Origin of the sequence: Catenuloplanes nepalensis (assembly GCF_030811575.1) — a bacterium.
Classification (GTDB): Bacteria; Actinomycetota; Actinomycetes; order Mycobacteriales; family Micromonosporaceae; genus Catenuloplanes; species Catenuloplanes nepalensis.
Genome location: NZ_JAUSRA010000001.1, coordinates 5,114,113 through 5,134,602 on the forward strand (window position 1 = coordinate 5,114,113; position 20,490 = coordinate 5,134,602).

At 72.3% G+C, this 20,490-nt stretch carries 18 protein-coding genes; 8 read left to right on the plus strand and 10 right to left on the minus strand.

Annotated features, from left to right (window positions below; all coding sequences use genetic code 11):
- Nucleotides 1–283 precede the first annotated feature (283 nt).
- The 6 genes from J2S43_RS22270 to J2S43_RS22295 all read right to left on the minus strand — a co-directional run bounded on the left by J2S43_RS22270 (nucleotide 284) and on the right by J2S43_RS22295 (nucleotide 7,806).
- Nucleotides 284–667 (minus strand): PIN domain-containing protein, encoded by a 384-nt coding sequence (locus J2S43_RS22270; protein ID WP_306832183.1) that lies wholly within the window; start codon nucleotides 665–667, stop codon nucleotides 284–286.
- Entirely contained in the window at nucleotides 664–912 is a 249-nt protein-coding gene (locus J2S43_RS22275) for a type II toxin-antitoxin system Phd/YefM family antitoxin (protein ID WP_306832185.1), read from the minus strand. The genes J2S43_RS22270 and J2S43_RS22275 overlap by 4 nt, the downstream gene beginning before the upstream one ends.
- A 251-nt stretch (nucleotides 913–1,163) precedes the next feature.
- Nucleotides 1,164–4,187: a hypothetical protein gene (locus J2S43_RS22280; RefSeq protein WP_306832187.1), complete on the minus strand. Its 3,024-nt coding sequence runs from the start codon at nucleotides 4,185–4,187 to the stop codon at nucleotides 1,164–1,166.
- Between the two features lie 416 nt (nucleotides 4,188–4,603).
- The gene (locus tag J2S43_RS22285) at nucleotides 4,604–5,338 is read right to left on the minus strand and encodes an amino acid ABC transporter ATP-binding protein (RefSeq protein WP_306839391.1); all 735 of its coding nucleotides are present in this window, start codon (nucleotides 5,336–5,338) and stop codon (nucleotides 4,604–4,606) included.
- 706 nt (nucleotides 5,339–6,044) lie between these two features.
- Nucleotides 6,045–6,896: an amino acid ABC transporter permease gene (locus tag J2S43_RS22290; protein ID WP_306832189.1), complete on the minus strand. Its 852-nt coding sequence runs from the start codon at nucleotides 6,894–6,896 to the stop codon at nucleotides 6,045–6,047.
- 37 nt (nucleotides 6,897–6,933) lie between these two features.
- On the minus strand, nucleotides 6,934–7,806 hold the full coding sequence (locus J2S43_RS22295) for an ABC transporter substrate-binding protein (RefSeq protein WP_370881648.1): 873 nt from the start codon (nucleotides 7,804–7,806) through the stop codon (nucleotides 6,934–6,936).
- Nucleotides 7,807–7,864: 58 nt separating this feature from the next.
- Here J2S43_RS22295 and J2S43_RS22300 point away from each other — a divergent pair, with 58 nt between their 5' ends.
- The 5 genes from J2S43_RS22300 to J2S43_RS22320 all read left to right on the plus strand — a co-directional run bounded on the left by J2S43_RS22300 (nucleotide 7,865) and on the right by J2S43_RS22320 (nucleotide 12,081).
- Nucleotides 7,865–8,128, plus strand: a complete 264-nt coding sequence (locus tag J2S43_RS22300) for a phosphoribosyl-ATP diphosphatase (protein ID WP_306832193.1) — start codon at nucleotides 7,865–7,867, stop codon at nucleotides 8,126–8,128.
- Between the two features lie 50 nt (nucleotides 8,129–8,178).
- Nucleotides 8,179–9,027, plus strand: a complete 849-nt coding sequence (hisG, locus tag J2S43_RS22305) for an ATP phosphoribosyltransferase (RefSeq protein ID WP_306832194.1) — start codon at nucleotides 8,179–8,181, stop codon at nucleotides 9,025–9,027.
- Between the two features lie 189 nt (nucleotides 9,028–9,216).
- Nucleotides 9,217–10,098 (plus strand): ABC-three component system protein, encoded by an 882-nt coding sequence (locus tag J2S43_RS22310; protein ID WP_306832196.1) that lies wholly within the window; start codon nucleotides 9,217–9,219, stop codon nucleotides 10,096–10,098.
- A complete protein-coding gene (locus tag J2S43_RS22315; protein ID WP_306832198.1) occupies nucleotides 10,095–10,364 on the plus strand; it encodes an ABC-three component system middle component 6 in 270 nt (89 codons plus the stop codon). The genes J2S43_RS22310 and J2S43_RS22315 overlap by 4 nt, the downstream gene beginning before the upstream one ends.
- Complete coding sequence (locus J2S43_RS22320; RefSeq protein WP_306832200.1) at nucleotides 10,339–12,081, plus strand: ABC-three component system protein; 1,743 nt, start codon at nucleotides 10,339–10,341, stop codon at nucleotides 12,079–12,081. The genes J2S43_RS22315 and J2S43_RS22320 overlap by 26 nt, the downstream gene beginning before the upstream one ends.
- A 59-nt stretch (nucleotides 12,082–12,140) precedes the next feature.
- On the opposite strand, the gene J2S43_RS22325 is transcribed toward J2S43_RS22320, so the two are convergent.
- The 4 genes from J2S43_RS22325 to J2S43_RS22340 all read right to left on the minus strand — a co-directional run bounded on the left by J2S43_RS22325 (nucleotide 12,141) and on the right by J2S43_RS22340 (nucleotide 18,207).
- On the minus strand, nucleotides 12,141–12,674 hold the full coding sequence (locus J2S43_RS22325) for a hypothetical protein (RefSeq protein ID WP_306832202.1): 534 nt from the start codon (nucleotides 12,672–12,674) through the stop codon (nucleotides 12,141–12,143).
- Complete coding sequence (locus J2S43_RS22330; RefSeq protein ID WP_306832204.1) at nucleotides 12,671–14,245, minus strand: serine/threonine protein kinase; 1,575 nt, start codon at nucleotides 14,243–14,245, stop codon at nucleotides 12,671–12,673. The genes J2S43_RS22325 and J2S43_RS22330 overlap by 4 nt, the downstream gene beginning before the upstream one ends.
- A gap of 11 nt (nucleotides 14,246–14,256) precedes the next feature.
- Complete coding sequence (locus J2S43_RS22335; RefSeq protein WP_306832206.1) at nucleotides 14,257–16,938, minus strand: PQQ-dependent sugar dehydrogenase; 2,682 nt, start codon at nucleotides 16,936–16,938, stop codon at nucleotides 14,257–14,259.
- Nucleotides 16,939–17,085: 147 nt separating this feature from the next.
- Nucleotides 17,086–18,207, minus strand: a complete 1,122-nt coding sequence (locus tag J2S43_RS22340) for a hypothetical protein (RefSeq protein WP_306832208.1) — start codon at nucleotides 18,205–18,207, stop codon at nucleotides 17,086–17,088.
- An 83-nt stretch (nucleotides 18,208–18,290) separates the two neighbouring features.
- Here J2S43_RS22340 and J2S43_RS22345 point away from each other — a divergent pair, with 83 nt between their 5' ends.
- The 3 genes from J2S43_RS22345 to J2S43_RS22355 are packed head-to-tail and all read left to right on the plus strand — an operon-like array spanning nucleotide 18,291 to nucleotide 19,957.
- On the plus strand, nucleotides 18,291–19,214 hold the full coding sequence (locus tag J2S43_RS22345) for a threonine/serine dehydratase (protein WP_306832210.1): 924 nt from the start codon (nucleotides 18,291–18,293) through the stop codon (nucleotides 19,212–19,214).
- A gap of 37 nt (nucleotides 19,215–19,251) precedes the next feature.
- Nucleotides 19,252–19,557, plus strand: a complete 306-nt coding sequence (locus J2S43_RS22350) for a DUF1905 domain-containing protein (RefSeq protein WP_306832212.1) — start codon at nucleotides 19,252–19,254, stop codon at nucleotides 19,555–19,557.
- Between the two features lie 4 nt (nucleotides 19,558–19,561).
- A complete protein-coding gene (locus J2S43_RS22355; protein ID WP_306832214.1) occupies nucleotides 19,562–19,957 on the plus strand; it encodes a hypothetical protein in 396 nt (131 codons plus the stop codon).
- The last annotated feature ends 533 nt before the right edge of the window (nucleotides 19,958–20,490 follow it).

Below are 20,490 nucleotides of genomic sequence, written 5' to 3' on the forward strand. Positions count from 1 at the left end.
TCGTGCGGGCGGCGGCCACCCACCCGCCCACGCTCGCACGGATCAGACTCGTCAGGACCGGCCCGGCCCGCTGACGACACCGAGCAGCTCATCCGTCGTGTCGAAGGGGGAGACGGGCTCTAGAGCCTGTATCGAAGTGGGGGCCGGAGCGAGGCGAGGTCCAGGTGTCGTCTGGGTGCGCGGCGCGGAAGCCCTCATACCGGTGTTGTATGTGGGCTTTGCGCCGTGCGGCCAGGCGGCGCCTGGGCCACGCCGCAGCCCGTCTCCCACTTCGATACAGGCTCTAGATCGTGCGGATCGTGATGAGGTCCTCGAGGCCTGCGAGATCGTCGGCATTGCGGGTGTAGACGGCGGCGTCGTGTGCGTGCGCGGTCGCCGCGATGAGCAGGTCCATCACCCTTGCCCGGGGTTGACGGCCGGTCTCGACCACCCGTGCCGCCAGTCGTGCGTAGCTGTCGGCGATGGCGTCGTCTATCGGCAGCGGATCGAACCGGCGCTGAATCGCGCTGAGTCGTGCCAGCCGGAGCGCCCTTGCTTCAGAGGTCTTCGCGACCAGCACTCCGAACTGGAGTTCGGCGAGGCTGGCGACGCTGATGGCCAGCTCGCCGGGAATGGGAGTCACATCGGTAGCGATGAGGATGCTGGTGTCCAGGATGCCGCGGCTCATCGCCCGGACCACGGATCGGTGACGGTGTCGTCCAGGAGGTCTCGGTCTTCGCCCCACCCCGGGTCTGTGGGCTGGCCGAACACCTCGGCGATCTCGTCCCACGCGCGCCAGGACCGGGGGCTGACCGGCCCGAGCACGGCCGCCGGCCGGCCGGCGACGGTGATGGCCACGCGTTCACCCGCCTGCGCCCTGCGCACCAGGTCGCTGGCATTCTGCCGCATCTCCCGCAGCCCGACTTCCTCCACATGCCGACTGTAGCACATGTGCTACATCGGTCAATGACCGTTCGAGGCCACCCGAGCGGCGGCCGGGCCCGCGTTCGCCGCCGGCCCGACGCCGTGGGAGCGGCACACCGCGACCCCGGGCGAGGCGTGGAAGCTCAACCAGCACGGCATCGCGGACCGTCTCCGCCTCGGCCGGTAACACCGGATCACGGCGCTGCTCCGCACCCACCGGGCCCGGACGCGCTGACGCCGCGCACCGCTGCACGGGTCCTTCACGACGCGGTGAGCCTCAGCGCGCCGCCGAGCATCTGCAGGACGGTGGCCATTCCACCGGGTTCCAGCGCGGGTACGAGTGAGCCCGCCGCCCGCCCGGCAACGGCGGCGCAGGGTGCGCCGGCGGCGGTCTGGGTGCGCAGTTCGGTACGCAGGTCGTGCTGGGCCGCGTCGGAGAGGACCCAGCCGAGCGGGGCCTCGACGCCCGGGTGGGCGTCCGGGGCGAGGCGGAAGACGCGGCTGTCGCCGCACGGGTCGTCGCCGGCGCGCAGCCGGCCGGGGCCGAGTCCGGGAAGCGGGCCGGAGAGTTCGAGGAGCGCGTCCTGGAGCTGGATCGGGCCGGTCTGGGCGGTGCGCGGGGCCTGGAGGGCGGTGAGCGGCGCGATCAGCTCGGCGGGGCGGTCGGTGGCGGTGGGTGCGCCGTACCGCTGGTAGTGGTTGTCCAGCACGACCAGCATCGGTGCGATGAGCGGGCGGCCGGCGGGGGCGCGGTTGTGCGCGGCGACCACGGGTTCGAGGGCGCGCCACAGGTCGAGGGCGAGCGCGATGCCGTTGGTCTCGAGATATCCGCCGTCCACGCCGAAGGTCTCCGCGACGGTGCCGTCGGGGTTGCAGTGCCGCATCCGGCCGGTCGGCGTGAAGTACGGGAAGCGGGCCGACAGCAGCGCGGCCGTGGACAGCCGGAGCGACGCGTCGCCGGTGCAGCCGAGGTAGTCCTGGGCGTCGAGCGCGCCGACCGCGAACCGGCCGGAGCCGTTGCCGCGTGCGGGCCCGGCGGCTGCCCGGCAGCTGGCGAGCGCGTCGCCGCGCCGCTCGGCGGTCACGGCCGCGGGGATCGGGGCGACGACGACGCGGCAGCCGGTCTCGACGGCGGTGCCGTTGAAGAGCAGCAGCGGGCGCCAGGTGCCGGTGGCTGGGGCGACCGTGGCCAGGTCGGCGGCGAGCGCCGGGTTGGCGCGTTCCCAGCCGGTCTCGAGGATGCGGGCGCGGTCGGCGATGTGCCGGGTGCCGCGGCCGTCGATGCCGTGCAGCATGTGCGGGAGGTCGCGGTAGAAACCGGCGGCCAGCAGCGCGGCCAGCGGCTCCTCGGACACCGGGACACCGGCGGCGGCCTCGGTCCGGCCGGGCGACTCGGTGCGGGCACCGTCCCGGGACGTCGCCCAGACCGCCGCACCGAGGCTGCCGCCGGACACGCCGCTGATCGCGAAGATCGCGCGGTCCCCGCACGCCGCACCCGCCGTCTCCGGGGCCAGCGCCCGGCGCTGCAACTCCGGATCGGTGAGGTCGTCCAGCGCCGCCGCGGTCCAGTACGCGGCCCGGGATCCACCGCTCGGCGCGGCCACCAGCACCAACGGCACCACCGGCCGCCCGGCCTCGATCTCACCGGCCCCGGCTCCCGGCGCACACGCCCCGGCGTTCCTCAGCCACTCCTCGAACGCACCCTCGAGCGCATTCCCGTCATCCCCGGCGATCCCCGCCGATGCGCCCGCCACCATCGGCACGTCGTGATAGCGCCCGGCGTCGACCTGCCCGGCCACCAGCACCGTCACCAGGCTCAGCGCCAGCACCGGCGTGCGTCGTGCCCGGCTGAACAGCCGCGTCGGCAGTCGTTGCTCCGCCCGCCGCCGGACGAACCCGAACGCCACCACCAGCGTTGCCAGCGCCACGGTCAGCAGCCCGATCACCCGGACCCCGCGCCCGGCCGCCAGCGGATCGACCGCCCCGGTCACGGCCACCACCACGCCCGCGCCCAGCACCGCCGCACCCACCTGATGCGGCACCCATCGCTTCCGTCGCGCGCTCCGGTCGACCCATCGCCGTTCCAGCACGCCGGCGCCCCACGCCGATGCCGGCGCCACCACCACGGCCAGCACCACGCCCGCGAGCAGCCACCCCCACGCGGCCCGGACCGGCATCCCGGCGGCACCGGACAGCAGCACCGGCCCGCTGAACGCCCGGACCAGCAGCATCCCCAGCGCCACCAGCGGTGCCACGCTCAGGCACCGACCGAGGCGGCTGACCCGGCCCCACCGATCGCCCGGAAGGTCGGTGTGCGACGCCGACGAGGCACGCGCGCCGAGCGCCCCGTTCACCCCGCCGATCACCGCCAGCACCAGCGCGATACCGAGCAGGTTGAGGCCCGTGTCGAAGCCGGTCAGCCGCAGCGCCCCGAACAGCAGCGCGGCTGCCGCGCCCGCGATCAGGGTGAGCTGCCAGCGGCCCGGCTCGCGCGCCGGGCCCACGCCGTCCAGCAGTGCCCACCGCCCGGCCGTCCACAGTGCCACGCAGAGCAGCAGCGTGCCGGTCAGCGGGCCGAGCACCCGGACCGGCGTGAAATTCGGGTCTGCCCAGGCCCGGACGATGTCGGGGCCCTGGTCGAGCGGCCCGCCCAGCGGCGCCGCGAACGCGAGGAACAGCACGGCCACGGCGATCAGCTGGACATGGTGGCGCCGCCACACGCGGTCGCCGGCGAACGGCCGGGGCGGGCCGACGTCCGCGGCCAGCCAGCGCACCAGGATCGCGCCCCCCGCGATCGCCAGCGCGATCCACTTCACGGCGCTGAGCAGCGCGGAAACGAGAGCGGCGAGGCCGTGCGGCGACCCGTCCAGCCCGCCCGCGACGACCGGCGTCCACAGTGCCTCGGCCTCGGCCGCGAGCACGGCCGGCAGCACGTGCCACCGGGCCGCGCCGCCCTCGAAGCCGACCGCCCGGACCGCGGTGAGCAGCAGGATCCCGCACGCTGGGAGAAACAGCACGGCGGCCAGCGCGGCATACCAGTGGACCCAGGCGAGGGCGGGCCCGTGCAGGTCGGTGCCCACGGTCCGCTCCGACCAGGCGGTGACCGCCCCGGTGATCGCGCGATGTTCCCACGGCGGGCCCGGCCAGCCGGTCAGCGCGCCCATGCCGTAGGACGGGGCGCCGGCCTGCTGCAGCCGGCCCAGCAGCCCGGACGCCTCGCGCATCGCGATGCCCGCGACCCCGGCGACGATCAGCGCGAGCCACGGCAGCGCACGCAGCCTCATGACGGCAGACTGCCACGCCGCGCCGGGATCCGCTGCCCCGGCAGAGGCCGCCTCCGTGAGTCGGCGCAGGAACCGGCGGGTGCGATATGACAGGCGATCGCCGGTTCCGGAAGCTCACCTACGCCGCAGACGGCATCGGCACGCCACGTACCGCGTTCCGCCCGGCCGGGGAGCCGACCCGGCGCGAGAGCGGTGCGTCCGTCACCACCCGGGCACGATCACCGCATCGCGGACAGACCACATCGATCGGCGACGCAGCGAGGTTGATCAGCGAGTAGGACGACGTCGGATCCGTGAATCGCGCCACCCGCCGGATGCTACGCGGCCCGCCGGACCCTCCTCGACCGATTCACCGCACGTCCGCATCCCCGGCCCCGGCGTGCGGGAGGAGAACCACCGGAGTGACGCCGTGCGCGTCAGAGCCGCCCCGCCTCGATGATCCGGCGCAGGAACTGGCGGGTGCGCGGGTGCTGCGGCGCGCCGAAGACCTGCTCCGGTGGTCCCTGTTCGAGGATCCGGCCGCCGTCCAGGAAGCACACCCGGTCGGCGACCTGCCGGGCGAACGCCATCTCGTGCGTCGCCAGGATCATGGTCATGCCCTCGGTCTTCAGGTCCTTGATCATGGTGAGGACCTCGCCGACCAGCTCCGGGTCGAGCGCGGACGTGACCTCGTCGAGCAGCAGCAGCCGCGGCGAGTTGACCAGCGCGCGGACGATCGCGACGCGCTGCTGCTGGCCGCCGGAGAGCCGGTCCGGGTATTCGCGCGCCTTGTCGCCCAGCCCGACGCGCTCCAGCCAGGTGCGCGCCTCGGCCTCGACCTCGGCGCGGCGGCGCCTGTGCACGCGTTCCGGCGCGAGCGTGATGTTCTGCAGCACGGTCATGTGCGGGAACAGGTTGTAGGACTGGAACACCATGCCGATCCTGCGGCGTACCGTGTCGGGGTTGGTCCTGGGGTCGGTGATGTGCTCGCCGTCCAGCAGGATCGTGCCGTCGTCGATCTCCTCGAGCAGGTTGATGCAGCGCAGCAGCGTCGACTTGCCGGAGCCGGACGCACCGATCAGCACCACCACCTCGTGCTCGGCCACGTCCAGGTCGAGGTCCTGGAGCACCAGGCCGCCGCGGAACGACTTGCGCAGCCCGGAACACGACAGGGCCGGCTGCGTCGGCACCGGCACGTAGGCCGCCTCCTGATCCGCCGTCGTGATCGACTGGACCAGTCCGGCCGCGGTATCGCTCAGCTCGTCCCGTCCGCGCCGGCTGCGCCGGGCCGGCGGCTCGTCACCCGGCTCCGCCCGCGCCGCATGCCGCGATCGCCGTGGCCGCTCGTCCACCAGCCGCGAGTCCGGTTCCACGCCGATTCCGTCGACGGGCATGCGGGGGTACGGGTCAGCGCCGGGACCCGGCGCGGCCGGAACCGCCTCGTCCCGCGTCGCGAACCGGGCGTACCCGCCTGACGGGGACTCCGTCTCGTCCCGCGCGTACCCACCCGACGGGGACTCCGGCTCGTCCCGCGCGTATCCGCCCGGCGGGGACTCCGGCGTGGCGAACCGCGCGTACCCGCCGGACGGCGACTCCGTGTCGCGCTCGCTGCGGCGACGGCCACGGCTGTTCGGTGCGGGCGCGTCGTAGAGGCTCCCGTCCGTACCCTCGGCGGGCTGTTGATCTTGTTCTTCGGAGACCGCCGGGAACGCGCCGGTCGATCGGCGCAGCGCACGCTCCCTGGCCCGCTCGCGCCGCTGCCGGGCCGCGTCGAAGTCCGCCACCCGGGTCTCGTCCGTGCGTTCCGGGCGCCTGTCGAGCCGGTCGCGTTCCAGCTGCTCGCCGAAGCTCACCTCGTCGTCGTCGCGTGTCACCGGATCACCGCCCGCCCGCGTTCTGCCGCCGCGCCGCCCGCAGCGTGACCAGGTCCGTCACCGCGATCAACGGGATCGCCAGCAGCACGAACAGCACGGCCGCCACCACGTACGGCGTGAAGTTGAACGCGTTCGCGGTCTCGATCTGGGCGGCCCGCACCGCGTCGACCAGCCCGGCCACCGACACCAGACCCACGTCCTTCTGCAGCGCCACCATGTCGTTGAGCAGCGGCGGCGCCACCCGCCGCACCGCCTGCGGCAGCACCACGTGCCGCATCGTCTGCCGATATGTCAGTCCGAGCGACCGGGCCGCCGACCACTGGCTCGGGTGGATGCTCTCGATGCCGGCCCGGAACACCTCGGCGAGATAACCCGCGTACGTGATGATCAGCGCGATCGCGCCCAGCACCAGCACGCTCGGCGTCCCCTGCAGACGCAGTCCCGGCACGCCGAAGGTCAGCAGATACAAACCGATGATCAAAGGCATACCACGCAGCGTGTACGTATAACCGGTGGCCAGCGCGCGCAGCGGGAACAACACCGCGCCCCTGGTGGTCCGCAGCACCGCGATCAGCAGGCCGAGCAGCAGCGCGCCGATCGCGCACACGACCAGCAGCCGCACGTTGAGCCACAGCCCGCGCAGGATCGCCGGCAGCGAGTCGGCCGCGACCTGCGGGTCGAGGAACGAGGCCTGCACGCGCGGCCAGCCCGGCGAGCCGGTCACCAGCACCACGACCAGCACGCCGGCCACCGCGGTGGAGACCGCGCTGATGATCACCGACCGGATCGACTGCTTCCGGCGGTAGGCGACGCGCGCCCGCTGCATCTCACTCGGTGTGTGGACGTCCGCGGTCATGACCGTCGTGTCTCGCCCGGTGCGGGAACCCCAGCCGTCATGACAGCTCGGGCGCGCCCGCCACCTGGGCGAGCCACTGCTTCTCCAGCGTCGTCAGCGTGCCGTCCGTGCGCAGCGCGTCGACGGCCTGGGTGACGCAGCCGGTCAGCGACGAGCCCTGGTCGAGCACGATGCCGAAGCCCTCCTGCGTGCCGACCTGCGGCATCTGGCCCACGATCTTCGCGTCGGTCAGCTCGGCCGCGGTCATGTAGAACGCGGTCGGCAGATCCACCACGAGCCCGTCGATCGTGCCGTTCTCCAGCGCCTGCTTCGCGTCGTCGTTGCTGTTGAACACCTGCGCCGCCTGGGACGGCTTCACCAGCTCCGTGATCGCCTGGTAGCTGGTCGTGCCGACCTGCGCGCCCAGCTTCGCGTCCTTCAGCCCGGCCAGGCCGGTCGCGCCCGCGATCCTCGACGAGTTCTTCGCCACGACCGCCTGCCGGACGAGGTAGTACGGAGAGGAGAAGTCGACCGCCTTGCGCCGCTCCTCGGTGATCGAGAACTGGTTGATGTCGATGTCGAAGCTCTTCGGCCCCGGTGCGATCGCGCTGTCGAACCGCACCCGCGTCCACACCACGTTCTCCTTGGTGTAGCCGAGTTGGGTGGCGACCGCGTAGGCGACCGCGGACTCGAAGCCCTCGCCGCTCTCCGGCTTGTCGTCTTTGAACCACGGCTCGTACGCCGGCTGGTCGGTGCCGATCGTCAGCTTCCCTGCGGTGAGCGTCTTCATCGACCCGGGGTCACAGCTGACGGTGCCGGACGCCGCGGGTGTCGCCTCGCCGCCGGACTCCTCCGGCGCGCACGCGGACACCCCGGCGACCGTGGCGAGCAGCAGGGCGACGGCGGGCACGGAGGTTCTACGCATGGCCATGAGCATATTGGCTGCCCGGGTGCGGTGGGGCCGAAGGGTCCTGCGAGAATCGTCTCCCGTGAAGACCTTCGACGAGCTGTTCGCGGAACTGCAGGCAAAGGTGGCGGCCGGAACCCCCGGCTCGCACACCGTGGCGGCGGTCGAGCGCGGCGTCCATGCCATCGGCAAGAAGGTCGTCGAGGAGGCGGCCGAGGCGTGGATGGCCGCCGAGCACGAGGGTCCGGAGCGCGCCGCCGAGGAGATCTCGCAGCTGCTCTACCAGGCACAGGTGTTGATGCTGGCCAGCGGGCTGGAGCTGAAGGACGTCTACCGACATCTGTAGGTGTCGGTCTCGTCCTCTCCCTGCCTCCCTCTCGCCTGGAGTCTCTTCTGATGCTGCGCATCGCCGTGCCCAACAAGGGCGCCCTGTCCCGTCCCGCCATCGAGATGCTGCGCGAGGCCGGCTACCGCCAGCGCGGCGACGACCGCGATCTGGTCTGCCAGGACCCGGCCAACGACGTCGAGTTCTTCTACCTGCGCCCGCGCGACATCGCGGTCTACGTCGGCAGCGGGGATCTCGATCTCGGCATCACCGGCCGCGACCTGCTCCTGGACTCCGGCGCCCCGGCCTCGGAGATCATGGACCTGTCCTTCGGCGGCGCCCAGTTCCGCTTCGCCGCCCGCCCCGAGACGCTGCAGTCCGTCGCCGAGATCGACGGCCGCCGGGTGGCCACCGCGTTCCCCGGCGTGGTCGCCCACTACCTGGCCGCCAACTCCCTCTCGGCGACCGTGGTGCGGCTGGACGGCGCCGTCGAGAACGCCATCCGCCTCGGCGTCGCCGACGTCATCGCCGACGTCGTCGAGACCGGCGCCACCCTCCGCCAGGCCGGCCTGGTCACCGTCGGCGAGCCGCTGCTCAAGTCCTCCGCGATCCTGATCAGCCGCTCAGCCTCCGAGGCCTCCGGCACCGGCGCCGCCCAACTGCTGCGCCGCCTCCAGGGCGTCCTGGTCGCCCGCCGCTACGTCATGCTCGCCTACGACGTGCGCGCCGACCTCCTCGACCAGGCCACCGCCCTGACCCCCGGCATAGAGTCGCCGACCGTCTCGCCGCTGCACCGCGAGGGCTGGGTCGCCGTCCAGGCCATGGTCCAGCGCGCCGAGATGCACCGCATCATGGACGAACTCTACGAAATCGGCGCCCGCGCCATCCTCGTGACAGACATCGCCGCGACGCGCCTCTGACCCGCGCACAGTCGACCCGGGCCGCTCGTCGCGAGCGGCCCGCGGCGGCTCGGAAGGGGGGCCAGAAAGGGTTCCGTCCATCCACGAAGGCCGTTACGTTGTCTGCGTCCGGTGTGGAGCCGATCGCGATGGGGGCGGCGAGTGCTCTCGAATGAAGATCGAAGTTTCGTCCGCGTCGTCTTTCGCCGCATGCTCGACGAGCATTTCGACTCCGCATTCGAGCACCTCTTCCATAAGATCATGTGCGAGCGTTATCCGGACTTCATCAACGTCCGCACGCACGGCACACTCGGTGATCTCGGCGCCGACGGTCTGCGCCTGCACGACCGGACGCTATACGCGTGCTACGCACCGCAGAGTCCGGACGCCGGCGAGATCCGCCGCAAGTTCCACAGCGACCTGACCAAAGCTATCGAGAAACGCGGCGGTCAATTCACCACGTTCGTCTTCGTGCACAATGACGCGCGCAACGGCGTTCACCCCGAGGTGTCACTACTGCTCAACGACGCCAGAATCACCCATCCGGATCTCAAGTTCGAGCAGATGGGGCCGATCCATCTATACCGGGAATTGTGCGGCCTGGAACGAGACGTGATCGCCGACGTCCTCGGCTGCGACTTCCCGTCGACCGACCGCGTGTACCGCGTAGGGCCGAGTGATCTAGAGCCGCTGCTCGCGCATCTGGTGTCCCTTCGCCGCTCCGGTTCCCTGCTCGCCGAAGCGCGGGAGGTGCCTCCCGGCAAGCTCGACTACAACCGGCTCAGCCGGGACGACCGCGAGGAGTTCGTCCTCGCGATGCGATATACGCCAATGGTCGAGGACTATTATCAGGCGCGGACCGACGTCACCGAACGTGACGATGTGGCCTTCGGTTTTCACACGTATTATCGTGACCTCCGCCAGGAGTATCAGGATCCCGCGGAGATCATCTGGAAGCTGCAGGAGTACGTAGCCGGCAATGTCCGCGGATCTCGCGAACAGGAGAGGGCCGTGATGGTGATCCTCGCGTACTTCTTCGAGACCTGCGACATCTTCGAGGAACCGCCCGCCGACCGGCAGGCGATCTCATGATCACACCGACGAAAGGCATCGCACCGCAACGGGCGCTCGTGGTGGTCGGCGCTCAGGTCCTTCAGCTGCTCGACCGGCCGATGACGGTCAGCCAGACGTGGGCGAGGCTGAAGGAGTGGCGATCCGGCCACGGGCATCATGCGCCGTTGCCGTTCTGGTGGTTCGTGCTGTCACTGGACGTTCTGTACGCGCTGGGAGTCCTCGAACTCGATCGGGACCTGCTGCGAAGGAGGCAGGCGAATGCTGCGCCGGCTGGGGGCGAGTGATCATCGTTTCCGGGCGCTGCAGTTCCGTGCCGGTCTGAACATCCTGGTCGCTGACACCGCCAATGGCTCTCGCGACACGGACAGCCGTAACGGTGCGGGCAAGTCGAGCATGATCGAGCTCATCCACTTCATGCTCGGTGAACGTAGCGAGCCTAAGTCGCTGCCGCGGCAGGCGGTGCTGCAGAAGGTCGAGTTCAACCTCACCCTCGACTGGCCACGCCTGCCCGAACCCGTCACCGTCCATCGCTCCGGTGAACGCCACACATGGGTCCGGCTGCACCCGGCACCGTCCGGGGTGGATCAGGGACAGCTCGACCTGGGGACGGGCGCGGTCCGTAACACCGAGTGGCAACGGCTCATCGAACGAGACCTGTTCAACCTCCCGGAGCAGCACGACGGCGTCAGTGGGCGCAACCTGCTCTCCTTCCTCATCCGCCGGGTGAGTTCGGCGGGATATGTGAGCGCCGTGCACGGCCACGTCCGCCAGGCGGATCACGACGCCGCGACCAACCTCGCCTATCTGTTCGGCCTCGATCATCACCTCGCCGACCGCTACCGGGCACTGCGGGCCCGCGAGAACGCCCGCCAGCAGATGCAGAAGGCGGCGCAGGATCCGCTCATGGGACGCATCATCGGCAAGGTCGCCGACCTGCGTAGCGAGATCGCCCTCGCCGAGCGTCGCGTCGCCGAGCTCCAGGGCCAGGTCGACAACTTCCATGTCGTGCCCGAGTACGAACACCTGCGCCGCCGAGCTGACGACGTGGATCAGGCCATCCGCCGGCTCATCGCCCGGGACACCGCAGATCGGCGCAACCTCGAAGACGTCGAACGAGCCCTGCAGGAAGCGATCGAGCCGGACATCAGTTACCTGGAGCCGGTCTACGGCCAGCTCGGTGTAATCCTCGGCGGTCAGGTCCGCCGTCGCTTCGACGAGGTCGAGGCGTTCCATCACTCCGTCGTACGGAACCGCCGGCGTTACCTCGAGGAGGAACGCGACACGGTTCGCCAACGGCTCGCCGACAGCGAGGCCGAACGAGGGCGACTCGGCGCGCAGCTGGCCGCGACGCTGCGGACGCTCGAGGAAGGGGGCGCACTGTCCGCGCTCACCACTCTCCAGCAGGTCCTGGGTGAACAACGAGCCACGCTCTCGGCGCTCCAGCACCGCTACGAAGCGGCACAGGCTCTGGAGTCGACGAGGCGCGAGATCACGCAGGCACGGCTGAGTCTGCAGGATGAGATGAACCGCGACATCGAGGATCGCCGTGGCTTCGTCGACGAGGCCACGGTCCTGTTCTCCGACTTCGCCCGCGCGCTCTACGGCAGCGACCGCAGTGCCTACCTACGGTTCGAAGCCGCGCCGAACAGTCTGCGGATCGAGCCGCACATTCAGAGCGACAACAGTGGCGGCATCGGAAGCATGGTCATCTTCTGCTTCGATTTGACCCTGGCGGTCCTGGCCCACCGAGCCGGGCGTGCGCCCGACTTCCTCGTCCACGACAGCCATCTCTTCGACGGTGTCGACGAACGCCAGCTCGCCGCCGCGCTCGGCCTGGCGGCAAGGACGGCGGAGCGCGAGGGCCTGCAGTACATCATCTCGATGAACTCCGACGATCTCGACAAGGCCGGCCGCCGCGGGTTCGACGCGACCCCCTACCGTCTTCCCGAGCAGCTGACCGACCGATATGAGGACGGCGGCCTCTTCGGCTTCCGCTTCTGACCGTCACACCTCCCGCGATCAAGACGGTCGTCCGCGAAAGGCGCGCATGGCCGCCAGGGCTACGGAACGTAGAGCTCGGCCAGACGGACGGCGACGCCGTCGTCGGTGGTGAGGCGGATCAGGGTGGGGCCTTCGCCGACGTGGTCGGCGAAGTCGGTGGCGGGGACCTCGCAGGAGCCGGCGCCCATGTCGTCCATGCAGGCGCTCAGGTCGGACTGGTCGACCAGGGCGAAGATCGCGTCGTCCGCGCGCGGGAGGGTGATCTTGGCTTCGCTGCCGGCGGTGCTCCAGGCGTAGGTGCAGCGCTTGTCGTCGGCGGGGATCCGGAAGGTCTCGCAGAACTCCGGGTTGGTCATGAAGATGACCGGCTCGACCACGACGGCCTGGTTCCTGCCGGGCGTGAACTGCAGCAGCCGCACGATCGAGTCGGTGTCGCCGCGCGAGACGTCCGTGAACGCCGGCGTCGACGGGGTGGCGGACGGCACCGCGGACGGCGTGGCGGAGGGTGACGGCGAGCTGGTGTCGTCGTCCGGGGCCGAGCCGCACGCGGCGAGCAGCAGCAGGAGCGGCAGCGAGACCAAGAGCTTCTTCACAGGGTACGGATCTCCAGGTCCTTGAAGGCCGCGCTGCCGCTCCGGTAGTCGGCGCCGGCCTCGACGCCGAGCCGGATCCAGCCGGTGACCAGCCGTCGGTCGTTGACCGGCGCGGACGTGACCGTGGTCCCGTCCACCGAGGCCGTGGCCACGTCGTCCCGGATCAGCAGCCGGACCCGGTGTTCGGCGCCGCCGGCCAGCGCGGTCGACGGGACGCGCACCAGGTCTTCCGCGCGGTCGTCGGCGTGCCGCTCGAACGCGATCGCGTCCGCGCAGAGCGACAGCACGTACCCGGTGAGGTCGTCGGTCTTGCGGAACGCGATGAACGCGCAGCTGCCCGGCTCCAGCAGCGCCACCGTGGCGGTGATCGACTGGTCGCCGGCGAACATGTCCTGCGGGCCGTCGCAGGCCTGCCAGACCGGTTCCTCGCCGCTGATGACCAGGCGCCCACCGGTGTAGACGCACTCTTCCGACGCGGGCCACTGGCCGGGCCGGGACAGCGGGTCGATGATCACCGGGCCGTTGCCGATCAGAGGCGGCTCGCTGACCGCGGCCGACGGCGTCGGCGAGGGCGCGGCCGTGGGCAGATCCCGGGAGCTGTACGCCCACGCGCCGGCCGCACCCAGCACCGCCGCGGCCAGCACGCCCGCGATCGCGGCCGTGACCAGCCGCCGGTTGCGCGTTCCGCGGCGGCGCATTGCGCGGGCCGCCTGGGCCGCGCGCTGCACCTCGGGCCGCGCGGCAAGGTCGGGCCGGCTGTGCGAGCCGGTGTCCAGCAGCAGTTCGAGCAGTTCGGGCGCGGTCGGCCGGTCCGCCGGATCCTTCGCGAGCGTGCGTTCGACGATCTCGCGCAGCGGCGACTGCAGCCCGCCGAGGTCGGGCGGCTGGGTGAGGATCCGGCCCGCGGTCGCGGCGGCCGAGTCGGCGGCGAACGGCGTACGCCCGGTGCCGGCGTAGGTGACCACAGCACCCCAGGCGAACACGTCCGAGGCCGGGCCGATCGGGGCGGCGTCGAAGCGTTCCGGCGCCATGTACGCCAGCGTGCCGACCATCTGGTCGGTGCGCGTGTGGTGGCTGGTCGCCTCGAACGGCTGCGCGATGCCGAAGTCGATCACCTTGGGCGCGCCGAGAGCGAAGAGCACGTTGCGCGGCTTGAGGTCGCGGTGGATGACGCCGGCGCCGTGGATCGCGGTCAGCGCGGTGGCCACGCCGATCGCGACGCTGTGCAGGTCGCCGCCGGTGAGCGGGCCGCGGTCGGCGACCACCTCGGCCAGGCTCGGCCCGTCCACGTACTCGACGACCAGGTACGGCGTGGTGTGCTCCGGGTCCGCGTCGAGCACGGCCGCGGTGCAGAACGGCGGCACCTGGCGGGCGCGGCTGACCTCGGAGCGGAACCGGCCGCGATATTCCGGCTCGTTCGCCAGGTCGGGCCGGATCGCCTTGACCGCGACGTTGCGGCCGTCCGCCGACCGTCCGAGGTAGACAGCACCCATGCCGCCCTCGCCGAGCCGGCCGAGCAGCCGGTAGCCGCCGAGTTCGCGCGGGTCTCCAGGGCGGAGAGGCTCCGTCATGGATCGCCACGTTACACGGGCACGCCACTCACGTTCAGCTCCGCCACCGCGGCCCAGCGCTGTCCGTTCACCTCGCTGAGCGCGCGCAGCCGCACGTACCGCCCGGTCTTCACGGGGAACGTCACGGTCTGTTCCGCCGTGGTGTTCGGCCAGACGCCGGTCGCGACCGGGGTGCCCCAGTTCGTACCGTCGGCGGAGACGTAGATCTCGTAGTTCTTGATCCGGCCGTCCGCCTTGTTCTGCCGGGGCAGGTAGTAGAGGTCCGTCACCCGGTAGGAGCCGCCCAGGTCGATCTGGATCTCGTGCGGGGGCTGCACGTTGAACCAGTTGGTGTGCCAGTAGGTGTGCGTGTGGCCGTCCAGCACCCGGGCCGCGAGCGCGACCTCGGACACCACCTCCTGCGAGCTGAAGTACTTGATTTTGAAGTTGTTCCGCGGCAGCCGCTGCTTGACGTAGGTCGCGGTGTACGTGGCCGGTGCCGCCGGCGCGGTGATCACGTGGGTCTGCGCGCCGCCGTCGGACCAGCCGGAGAAGCCGTACCCGGCCTGCGGGGTGACCGCGCTGGCCGTGTTCGCCGAGCCCTGGATGACCGTGGTGGTGAACGGCGTGGTCCGCACGGTCGAGCCGACCGTGAGCTGCAGGCCCGGCGGGCTGGTGACGAACGTCAGGTCCACGGTCCGCGGGTCCAGCCGGCGGGTGGTGGACACGCTGAGCCCGCCCGCGTCCGTGGCGGTCAGTTCCAGCTCCAGGTAGGACGGGTAGTCGTGGTCCGGCGCCGGGAACGTCGCGCCGGCCACGCCGTCCCACTCCTGCGCCACGTGCACGTGACAGCTGTCCAGCGTGTAGCAGTGGTGCTGGAGCAGCCGCCAGCGCAGCGCGGACGCGGGCAGCGTGCCCTGCTGCGGGTCGCTCGCGTGCCCGGTGAACGAGATGCCGTCGCCGACCGCGAAGTCCGTCGTCCCGGCCGGTGTGTCGATCACCGGCGCGGGTGGCGCGTTGCCGCTGGAGATCGCCACGGTCACGCTGTCCTTGGCGTCGAGCGAGTCGGTGACGGTCAGCCGCGCCGTGTACGGCTGCCCGTCCGGGTACGTGTACGACGCGGCCGGCGTGGTCGCGTCGACCGTACCGTCGCCGGTGAAGTCCCAGGCGTAACGCAGCAGCCCCTGGTCGGACGGGTCCGGATCGGACGAGCCGGTCGCGTCGAAGTTCACGGTCAGCGGCGCGGGACCGGAGGTCGGCGACGCGAACGCGACCGCGACCGGAGGCTGGTTGCCGCCGAAGTAGCGGATCCGCCGGACCGTGCCGCCCGCGTCCGCGTAGTAGAGGTCGCCGCCCGGCCCGATCGCCAGGTCCACCGGGTTCGCCGCCTGGCTGACGAAGATCCGCCGGTTGGCCGGGTCCGGCAGGCCGCCGGGCGTGGCCGGCGTCATCGCCCAGATGCAGTCCCGGCTGTAGTCGGCGAAGAAGAACGCGCCGTTGTACGCGGCCGGGTAGTCGCCGCCGCCCGGCGGGTAGAACGCGGCGCCGGAGGTGGACGAGCCGCCGGTCGGGCAGGTGTCACCGGAGACGACCGCGGCACTGTGGTTGTAGGCGTAGTACGGCCCGGCCTGCCCGCCCGCGGTGTACAGGCTCTCGCACAGGCTCAGGTTCGCACCGTCGTAACCGCCCTGCCGTCCCCCGCCCTCGAAGCACGGCCAGCCGAAGTTGACCGGCCCGGCGCCCGGATTGGTCACCCGGTTGATCTCCTCCCAGGTGTTCCAGCCGACGTCGCCGGTCCAGACCTCGCTGGTCCCCGGCCGCATCGCGAACCGGAACGGGTTACGCAGGCCGTACGCCACGATCCGGCGCGCGTTCGCGTCCGAGCTGGCGGAGAGCGGGTTGCCGCCCGCGCCCGCGCCGGTCGCCGGGTTCAGCCGGATCAGCGTGCCGTCCAGCCCGGTCGCGTCGCCGAGCGTGCGCACGTCCTGGGAGCGCAGCGCGCCGCCCTCCGCGCCCGGCGGTGCCATCGAGCCGCCCGGCGGGTCCGCACACGGGTTGACCGGGTTTCCCAACTGCCCGTAGTCGGTCACGCTGTAGTTGGCGCCGTCACCGGCGCTGGCGTAGAGCATGCCGTCCGCGCCGAAGTGCAGGTCGCCGACGGAGTGGCTCGGGTACTGCTGGCACCAGTCCTGGATCAGCACGGTCTCCGCGCCGGACGCGTTCAGCTTCGACAGCCGGGCGGTGACCACGCACCGCCCGCCGACGTTGCCGCCGACGTTCGCGCAGCTGTCGTGCCAGTACGGCGCGGTCCGGCCGGGCGGCGCGTCGTACGCGTACAGCACGTAGACGTCCGGCACGGCCGGGAACTCCGGGTGCAGCGCCAGCCCGAGCAGCCCACGGTCGTGCAGGTTGTGCACGTTCGTGGTGAGGTCGGCGAAGACCGCCGGCGTCGGGTCCGCGAGGCTGTCGAAAACCTTGACCCGGCCGGCCTTCTCCGCCACGAACACCCGGCCGTCCGGCGCGAACTCGATGTTCATCGGCTGATCGAGCCCGGCGAACACGACCTGCTCGCGGAACCCGGACGGCAGCGCGGCGGCGCCGGCGGCCAGCGCCCGGCCCGCTTCCGGTGCCGGGTGGTGGTCGTGCACCGCGATCGGACCGGCCGCGGTGACCGCGGCCATGACGAGGGACAGGACGCGCCGTGCCGACCACATGGAGACCTCCCGGTGAGTCTGCGGGCAGCCAATTTAACGGCCCTGAAACACCCGGCGGGACACCCGCGCGACTTCCGACTCTTGCCAGATAGCGGCCCCAAGTTCATCGAATCTCATCCGGACGATCACCGGATTGTCGGCAACCCGTCAGAGCCAGGTGCCGGGATCGTCGAGGCGCTCGGCGAAGCTCATCCCGGCGACGAACGCCAGCACGTCGGCCCTCGGCAGCGGATCGGTGCGGGGAACGGCGAGCACGTCGAGCGACTGCCCCCGGGACTCCACGCCGTAGTAGCCGCCGTCCGGCGCGTACACCCGGTGCGGGCCGGCGGTGACCCACGCGCCGTCCGGCCGTTCCTGGCCCTGGGGCGTACCGGACTGGACGCTCAGCTCACGTCGCCCGGCGACCAGCCGGGCCGTCGCGGAGACGACCAGGCCCGGACCGTCCGTCCGCAGCTCCACCCCCCGCTCTCGCTCGGTCGCGCCCGCCGGCACGGCGCCGATCCGGAACGGCATCATCAGCCGCCGGCTCTGGTCGAGGCGCACGTGCCCGACGGCCGCGAGCGCCAGCTCCTGGCTGGGCATCTGCACCTCGGCCCGGGCCCAGAGCCCGTCGGCCGGCTGCCAGTCGAACCGGTACAGGCTCCACTCGCCGTCCCGCGGCGGGTGGGACAGCCCGGCCGCCACCCGCACGGTTCCGGGACCGGCGCCGACCCGGACGTCCGCGGCCTCGGAGAGCAGGTCCTCGCCCACGATCGAGGGCGGCAGGCCGGCCGCGTCCCGGGCCAGCGTGATCGACAGATCGAGGTCGCCGCGGATCACCCGGGCGGACTCCACCCCGGCCGCCGAGCGCCAGCCCGCGACCGCGGCGTCCCGGGCCAGCGCGTCCACCGAGAAGTGCAGCACCGCCGGGTCCGCGCCGACCAGGTCGGGCCGGGCGACGGCACCGGGCAGCCCGGCGTCCGGCAGCACCGCGAGGTCCCGGTGTGCCCGGTCGTTCACGGCCGGCGACCGGGACGGCAGCGGCGACGGGGCCGGGGTGGCGACGACGGGCGCGGACGAGTCCCGGTGCGGGGCCAGCAGGCCGGCGGCGGTGCCCACGCCGGCCAGCACGACCACGGCACAGGCGAACGCGGCGATCCGGCGGTGGGTGCGCACCCGGCGGCCCCGAACCACCGCGCCGCGCAGCAGCGCGTCCGGCGCGATCGGGGCTCCGGCGTCCGCACGGGCCCGGAGGCTCTCGGACAGCAGCGCGTCGAGGTCGGACGTCATGCTCTATCAAACGCGCCGTACCCGGCTCCGCGTAGACACCGGCGTCGCACGATCTGGACCCCGGGCGAACGTAGGCTGGGTGCATGATCTCTCGGGCGGATGTGGACGCGGCGGCGGTGCGGATCGGGGACCGGGTGCGGCGCACGCCGGTGCTGCCGGTGACCGACTCCGGCGCCACCGTCTTCAAGCTGGAGTACCTGCAGCACACCGGCACGTTCAAGGCGCGTGGCGCGCTGAACCGGATCCTGGCCGCGGCCGAGTCCGGCGAGCTGACCGGCGCGGGCGTGGTCGCGGCGTCCGGCGGGAACGCGGGCATCGCGGTCGCGCACGCGGCCGCGCAGCTGGGCGTGCCGGCCGAGATCTACGTGCCGGTGATCTCCTCCCCCGCGAAGGTGCGGCGGCTGCACGAGCTGGGCGCGGTCGTGGTGCAGACCGGCAACGAGTTCGCGGAGGCGTACGACGCGGCGCAGAAGCGGGTGACCGACACCGGCGCCACGTTCTGCCACCCGTACGACCACCCGGACATGGCCGCGGGCGCGGGCACACTGGCCCTGGAACTGTGGGAGCAGACCGGCGGCTTCGACACGGTGCTGGTCGCGGTCGGCGGCGGCGGGCTGCTGGCCGGCATCGCCGCGGCACTGGACGGCCGGGCCCGCACGGTCGCGGTCGAGCCGACCGGCGCCCGCTCGCTGCACGACGCGCTCGCCGCGGGACGGCCGGTCGACGTGCCGGTCTCCGGCGTGGCCGCGGACGCACTCGGCGCGCGCCGGGTCGGCGAGATCGCGTTCGAGCTGGCGCGGCGCACCGGCGTGCAGTCGCTGATCGTCGAGGACGCGGACCTGATCGCGGCCCGGCAGCACCTGTGGGACCACTATCGGATCGTGGTCGAGCACAGCGCCGCGGCCGCGCTGGCCGCACTCACCTCCGGCGCCTACCGGCCGGAGGCGGGCGAGCGGGTCGCGGTGATCCTCTGCGGCGCGAACACCGACCCGTCGAGCCTGTCGTGACCGGCGCGCCACCCGCACCGGTGCGACCGGGGGCCCGATGACCACGTTCGAGTTCAGCGGCGAGATCTGGTACTGGCGGGGACCCGCGCCGTTCCACTTCGTGACCGTGCCGGAGGAGGTCTGCGCGGTGCTGCGCGACGCCGCACCCGCGATCTCCTACGGCTGGGGCATGATCCCCGCGACCGTCCGCGTCGGGGGCACGTCGCGGGACACCGCGCTGTGGCCGAAGGACGGGCGCTACATCGTGCCGATCCGCGCGGACACACGCCGGGCCGAGAACCTGGACGTGGGCGACGTCGCGAGCGTGTGCCTCGAGGTCGCTTGCGAGGGCCCCCTACGCTGAGGCGATGGACGGGCTATCCGTGTTCCTGCTCTGGCTGGCCGCGCTCACCCCGCCGGTGGCGCTCGCGATCGCGGGCAACCGGCTCACCCGCCGCACGCCCACGGAACACGCCGTCGCCGCGTACTGGTCGGCCGGCCTCGCGCTGACCGTCCTCGCCGCGCCGGCCGTGCTGGCCGCGGCCGGCCCGATCGCCGCGGTCGGCAGCACCGTCCCGGCCGCGCTCGGCGAGGCGCTGTGGCTGGTCATGGTGGCCGCGCTGACCGGCGCCGGCCTCACCTTCGTCACCACGCTGACGCTCGGCGCCGAGCTGCTCTTCCTGCTGCACCGCCCGCCGCCGGACCCACCGGCCGACCCGAAACCGGGCGGCACGATCGCGCGGCGGCCCGCGAACGCGGCCTGATCTGAACCCTTAGAGCGGATATTCCCGCTTCCGGCGTGGTCGCGGTGGGCATGCTCCCGCGGGCACCGGTCCCAGGCCACTCAAGCTTTGATCACGGCGTTGACCCGCCTTCTCACGAGGCAGAAGCGCCCGGCTCGCGGGGCGGGTCGGCTGGTTCGCGCACGGCGACGCCGTCGCACACCCGCCTCGTCGAGGACGTGGGACGGCGTGCCGTGCTGCGCCGGGGACAAGCCCCGGCGGTGCGGGATCAACGATCCCGCACCGCTGGAGTTACCCGTTCTCCCCCGGACTCAACATGCGCACCGGCGTGATGTGCGGGTCATTCCGCCCCGTCCGGGATTCCCTCGGTCCCCGCCCCGTCCGGGATACCGATGCCGGCCGCCACCGTCCACTGCAGAATCATCTTCATGGCCGGAATCCTGCCGCGCCGGGCTGGCAGGGACCTGAGCGCACCTACTCAGCCGGGCTAGGCTCGGAGGCGTGGTCACGGAGACGTTCCGCCGCGACGTGACCGGGGTCTGGGGCGACGAGGG

Bases quoted from the DNA above. Each gene is read 5' to 3' on its own strand.
- J2S43_RS22270 (WP_306832183.1), bottom strand. From the start codon at position 667: ATGAGCCGCGGCATCCTGGACACCAGCATCCTCATCGCTACCGATGTG.
- J2S43_RS22280 (WP_306832187.1), bottom strand. From the start codon at position 4,187: ATGAGGCTGCGTGCGCTGCCGTGGCTCGCGCTGATCGTCGCCGGGGTC.
- J2S43_RS22290 (WP_306832189.1), bottom strand. From the start codon at position 6,896: ATGACCGCGGACGTCCACACACCGAGTGAGATGCAGCGGGCGCGCGTC.
- J2S43_RS22295 (WP_370881648.1), bottom strand. From the start codon at position 7,806: ATGGCCATGCGTAGAACCTCCGTGCCCGCCGTCGCCCTGCTGCTCGCC.
- hisG (WP_306832194.1), top strand. From the start codon at position 8,179: ATGCTGCGCATCGCCGTGCCCAACAAGGGCGCCCTGTCCCGTCCCGCC.
- J2S43_RS22310 (WP_306832196.1), top strand. From the start codon at position 9,217: ATGCTCGACGAGCATTTCGACTCCGCATTCGAGCACCTCTTCCATAAG.
- J2S43_RS22315 (WP_306832198.1), top strand. From the start codon at position 10,095: ATGATCACACCGACGAAAGGCATCGCACCGCAACGGGCGCTCGTGGTG.
- J2S43_RS22320 (WP_306832200.1), top strand. From the start codon at position 10,339: ATGCTGCGCCGGCTGGGGGCGAGTGATCATCGTTTCCGGGCGCTGCAG.
- J2S43_RS22330 (WP_306832204.1), bottom strand. From the start codon at position 14,245: ATGACGGAGCCTCTCCGCCCTGGAGACCCGCGCGAACTCGGCGGCTAC.
- J2S43_RS22335 (WP_306832206.1), bottom strand. From the start codon at position 16,938: ATGTGGTCGGCACGGCGCGTCCTGTCCCTCGTCATGGCCGCGGTCACC.
- J2S43_RS22340 (WP_306832208.1), bottom strand. From the start codon at position 18,207: ATGACGTCCGACCTCGACGCGCTGCTGTCCGAGAGCCTCCGGGCCCGT.
- J2S43_RS22345 (WP_306832210.1), top strand. From the start codon at position 18,291: ATGATCTCTCGGGCGGATGTGGACGCGGCGGCGGTGCGGATCGGGGAC.
- J2S43_RS22350 (WP_306832212.1), top strand. From the start codon at position 19,252: ATGACCACGTTCGAGTTCAGCGGCGAGATCTGGTACTGGCGGGGACCC.
- J2S43_RS22355 (WP_306832214.1), top strand. From the start codon at position 19,562: ATGGACGGGCTATCCGTGTTCCTGCTCTGGCTGGCCGCGCTCACCCCG.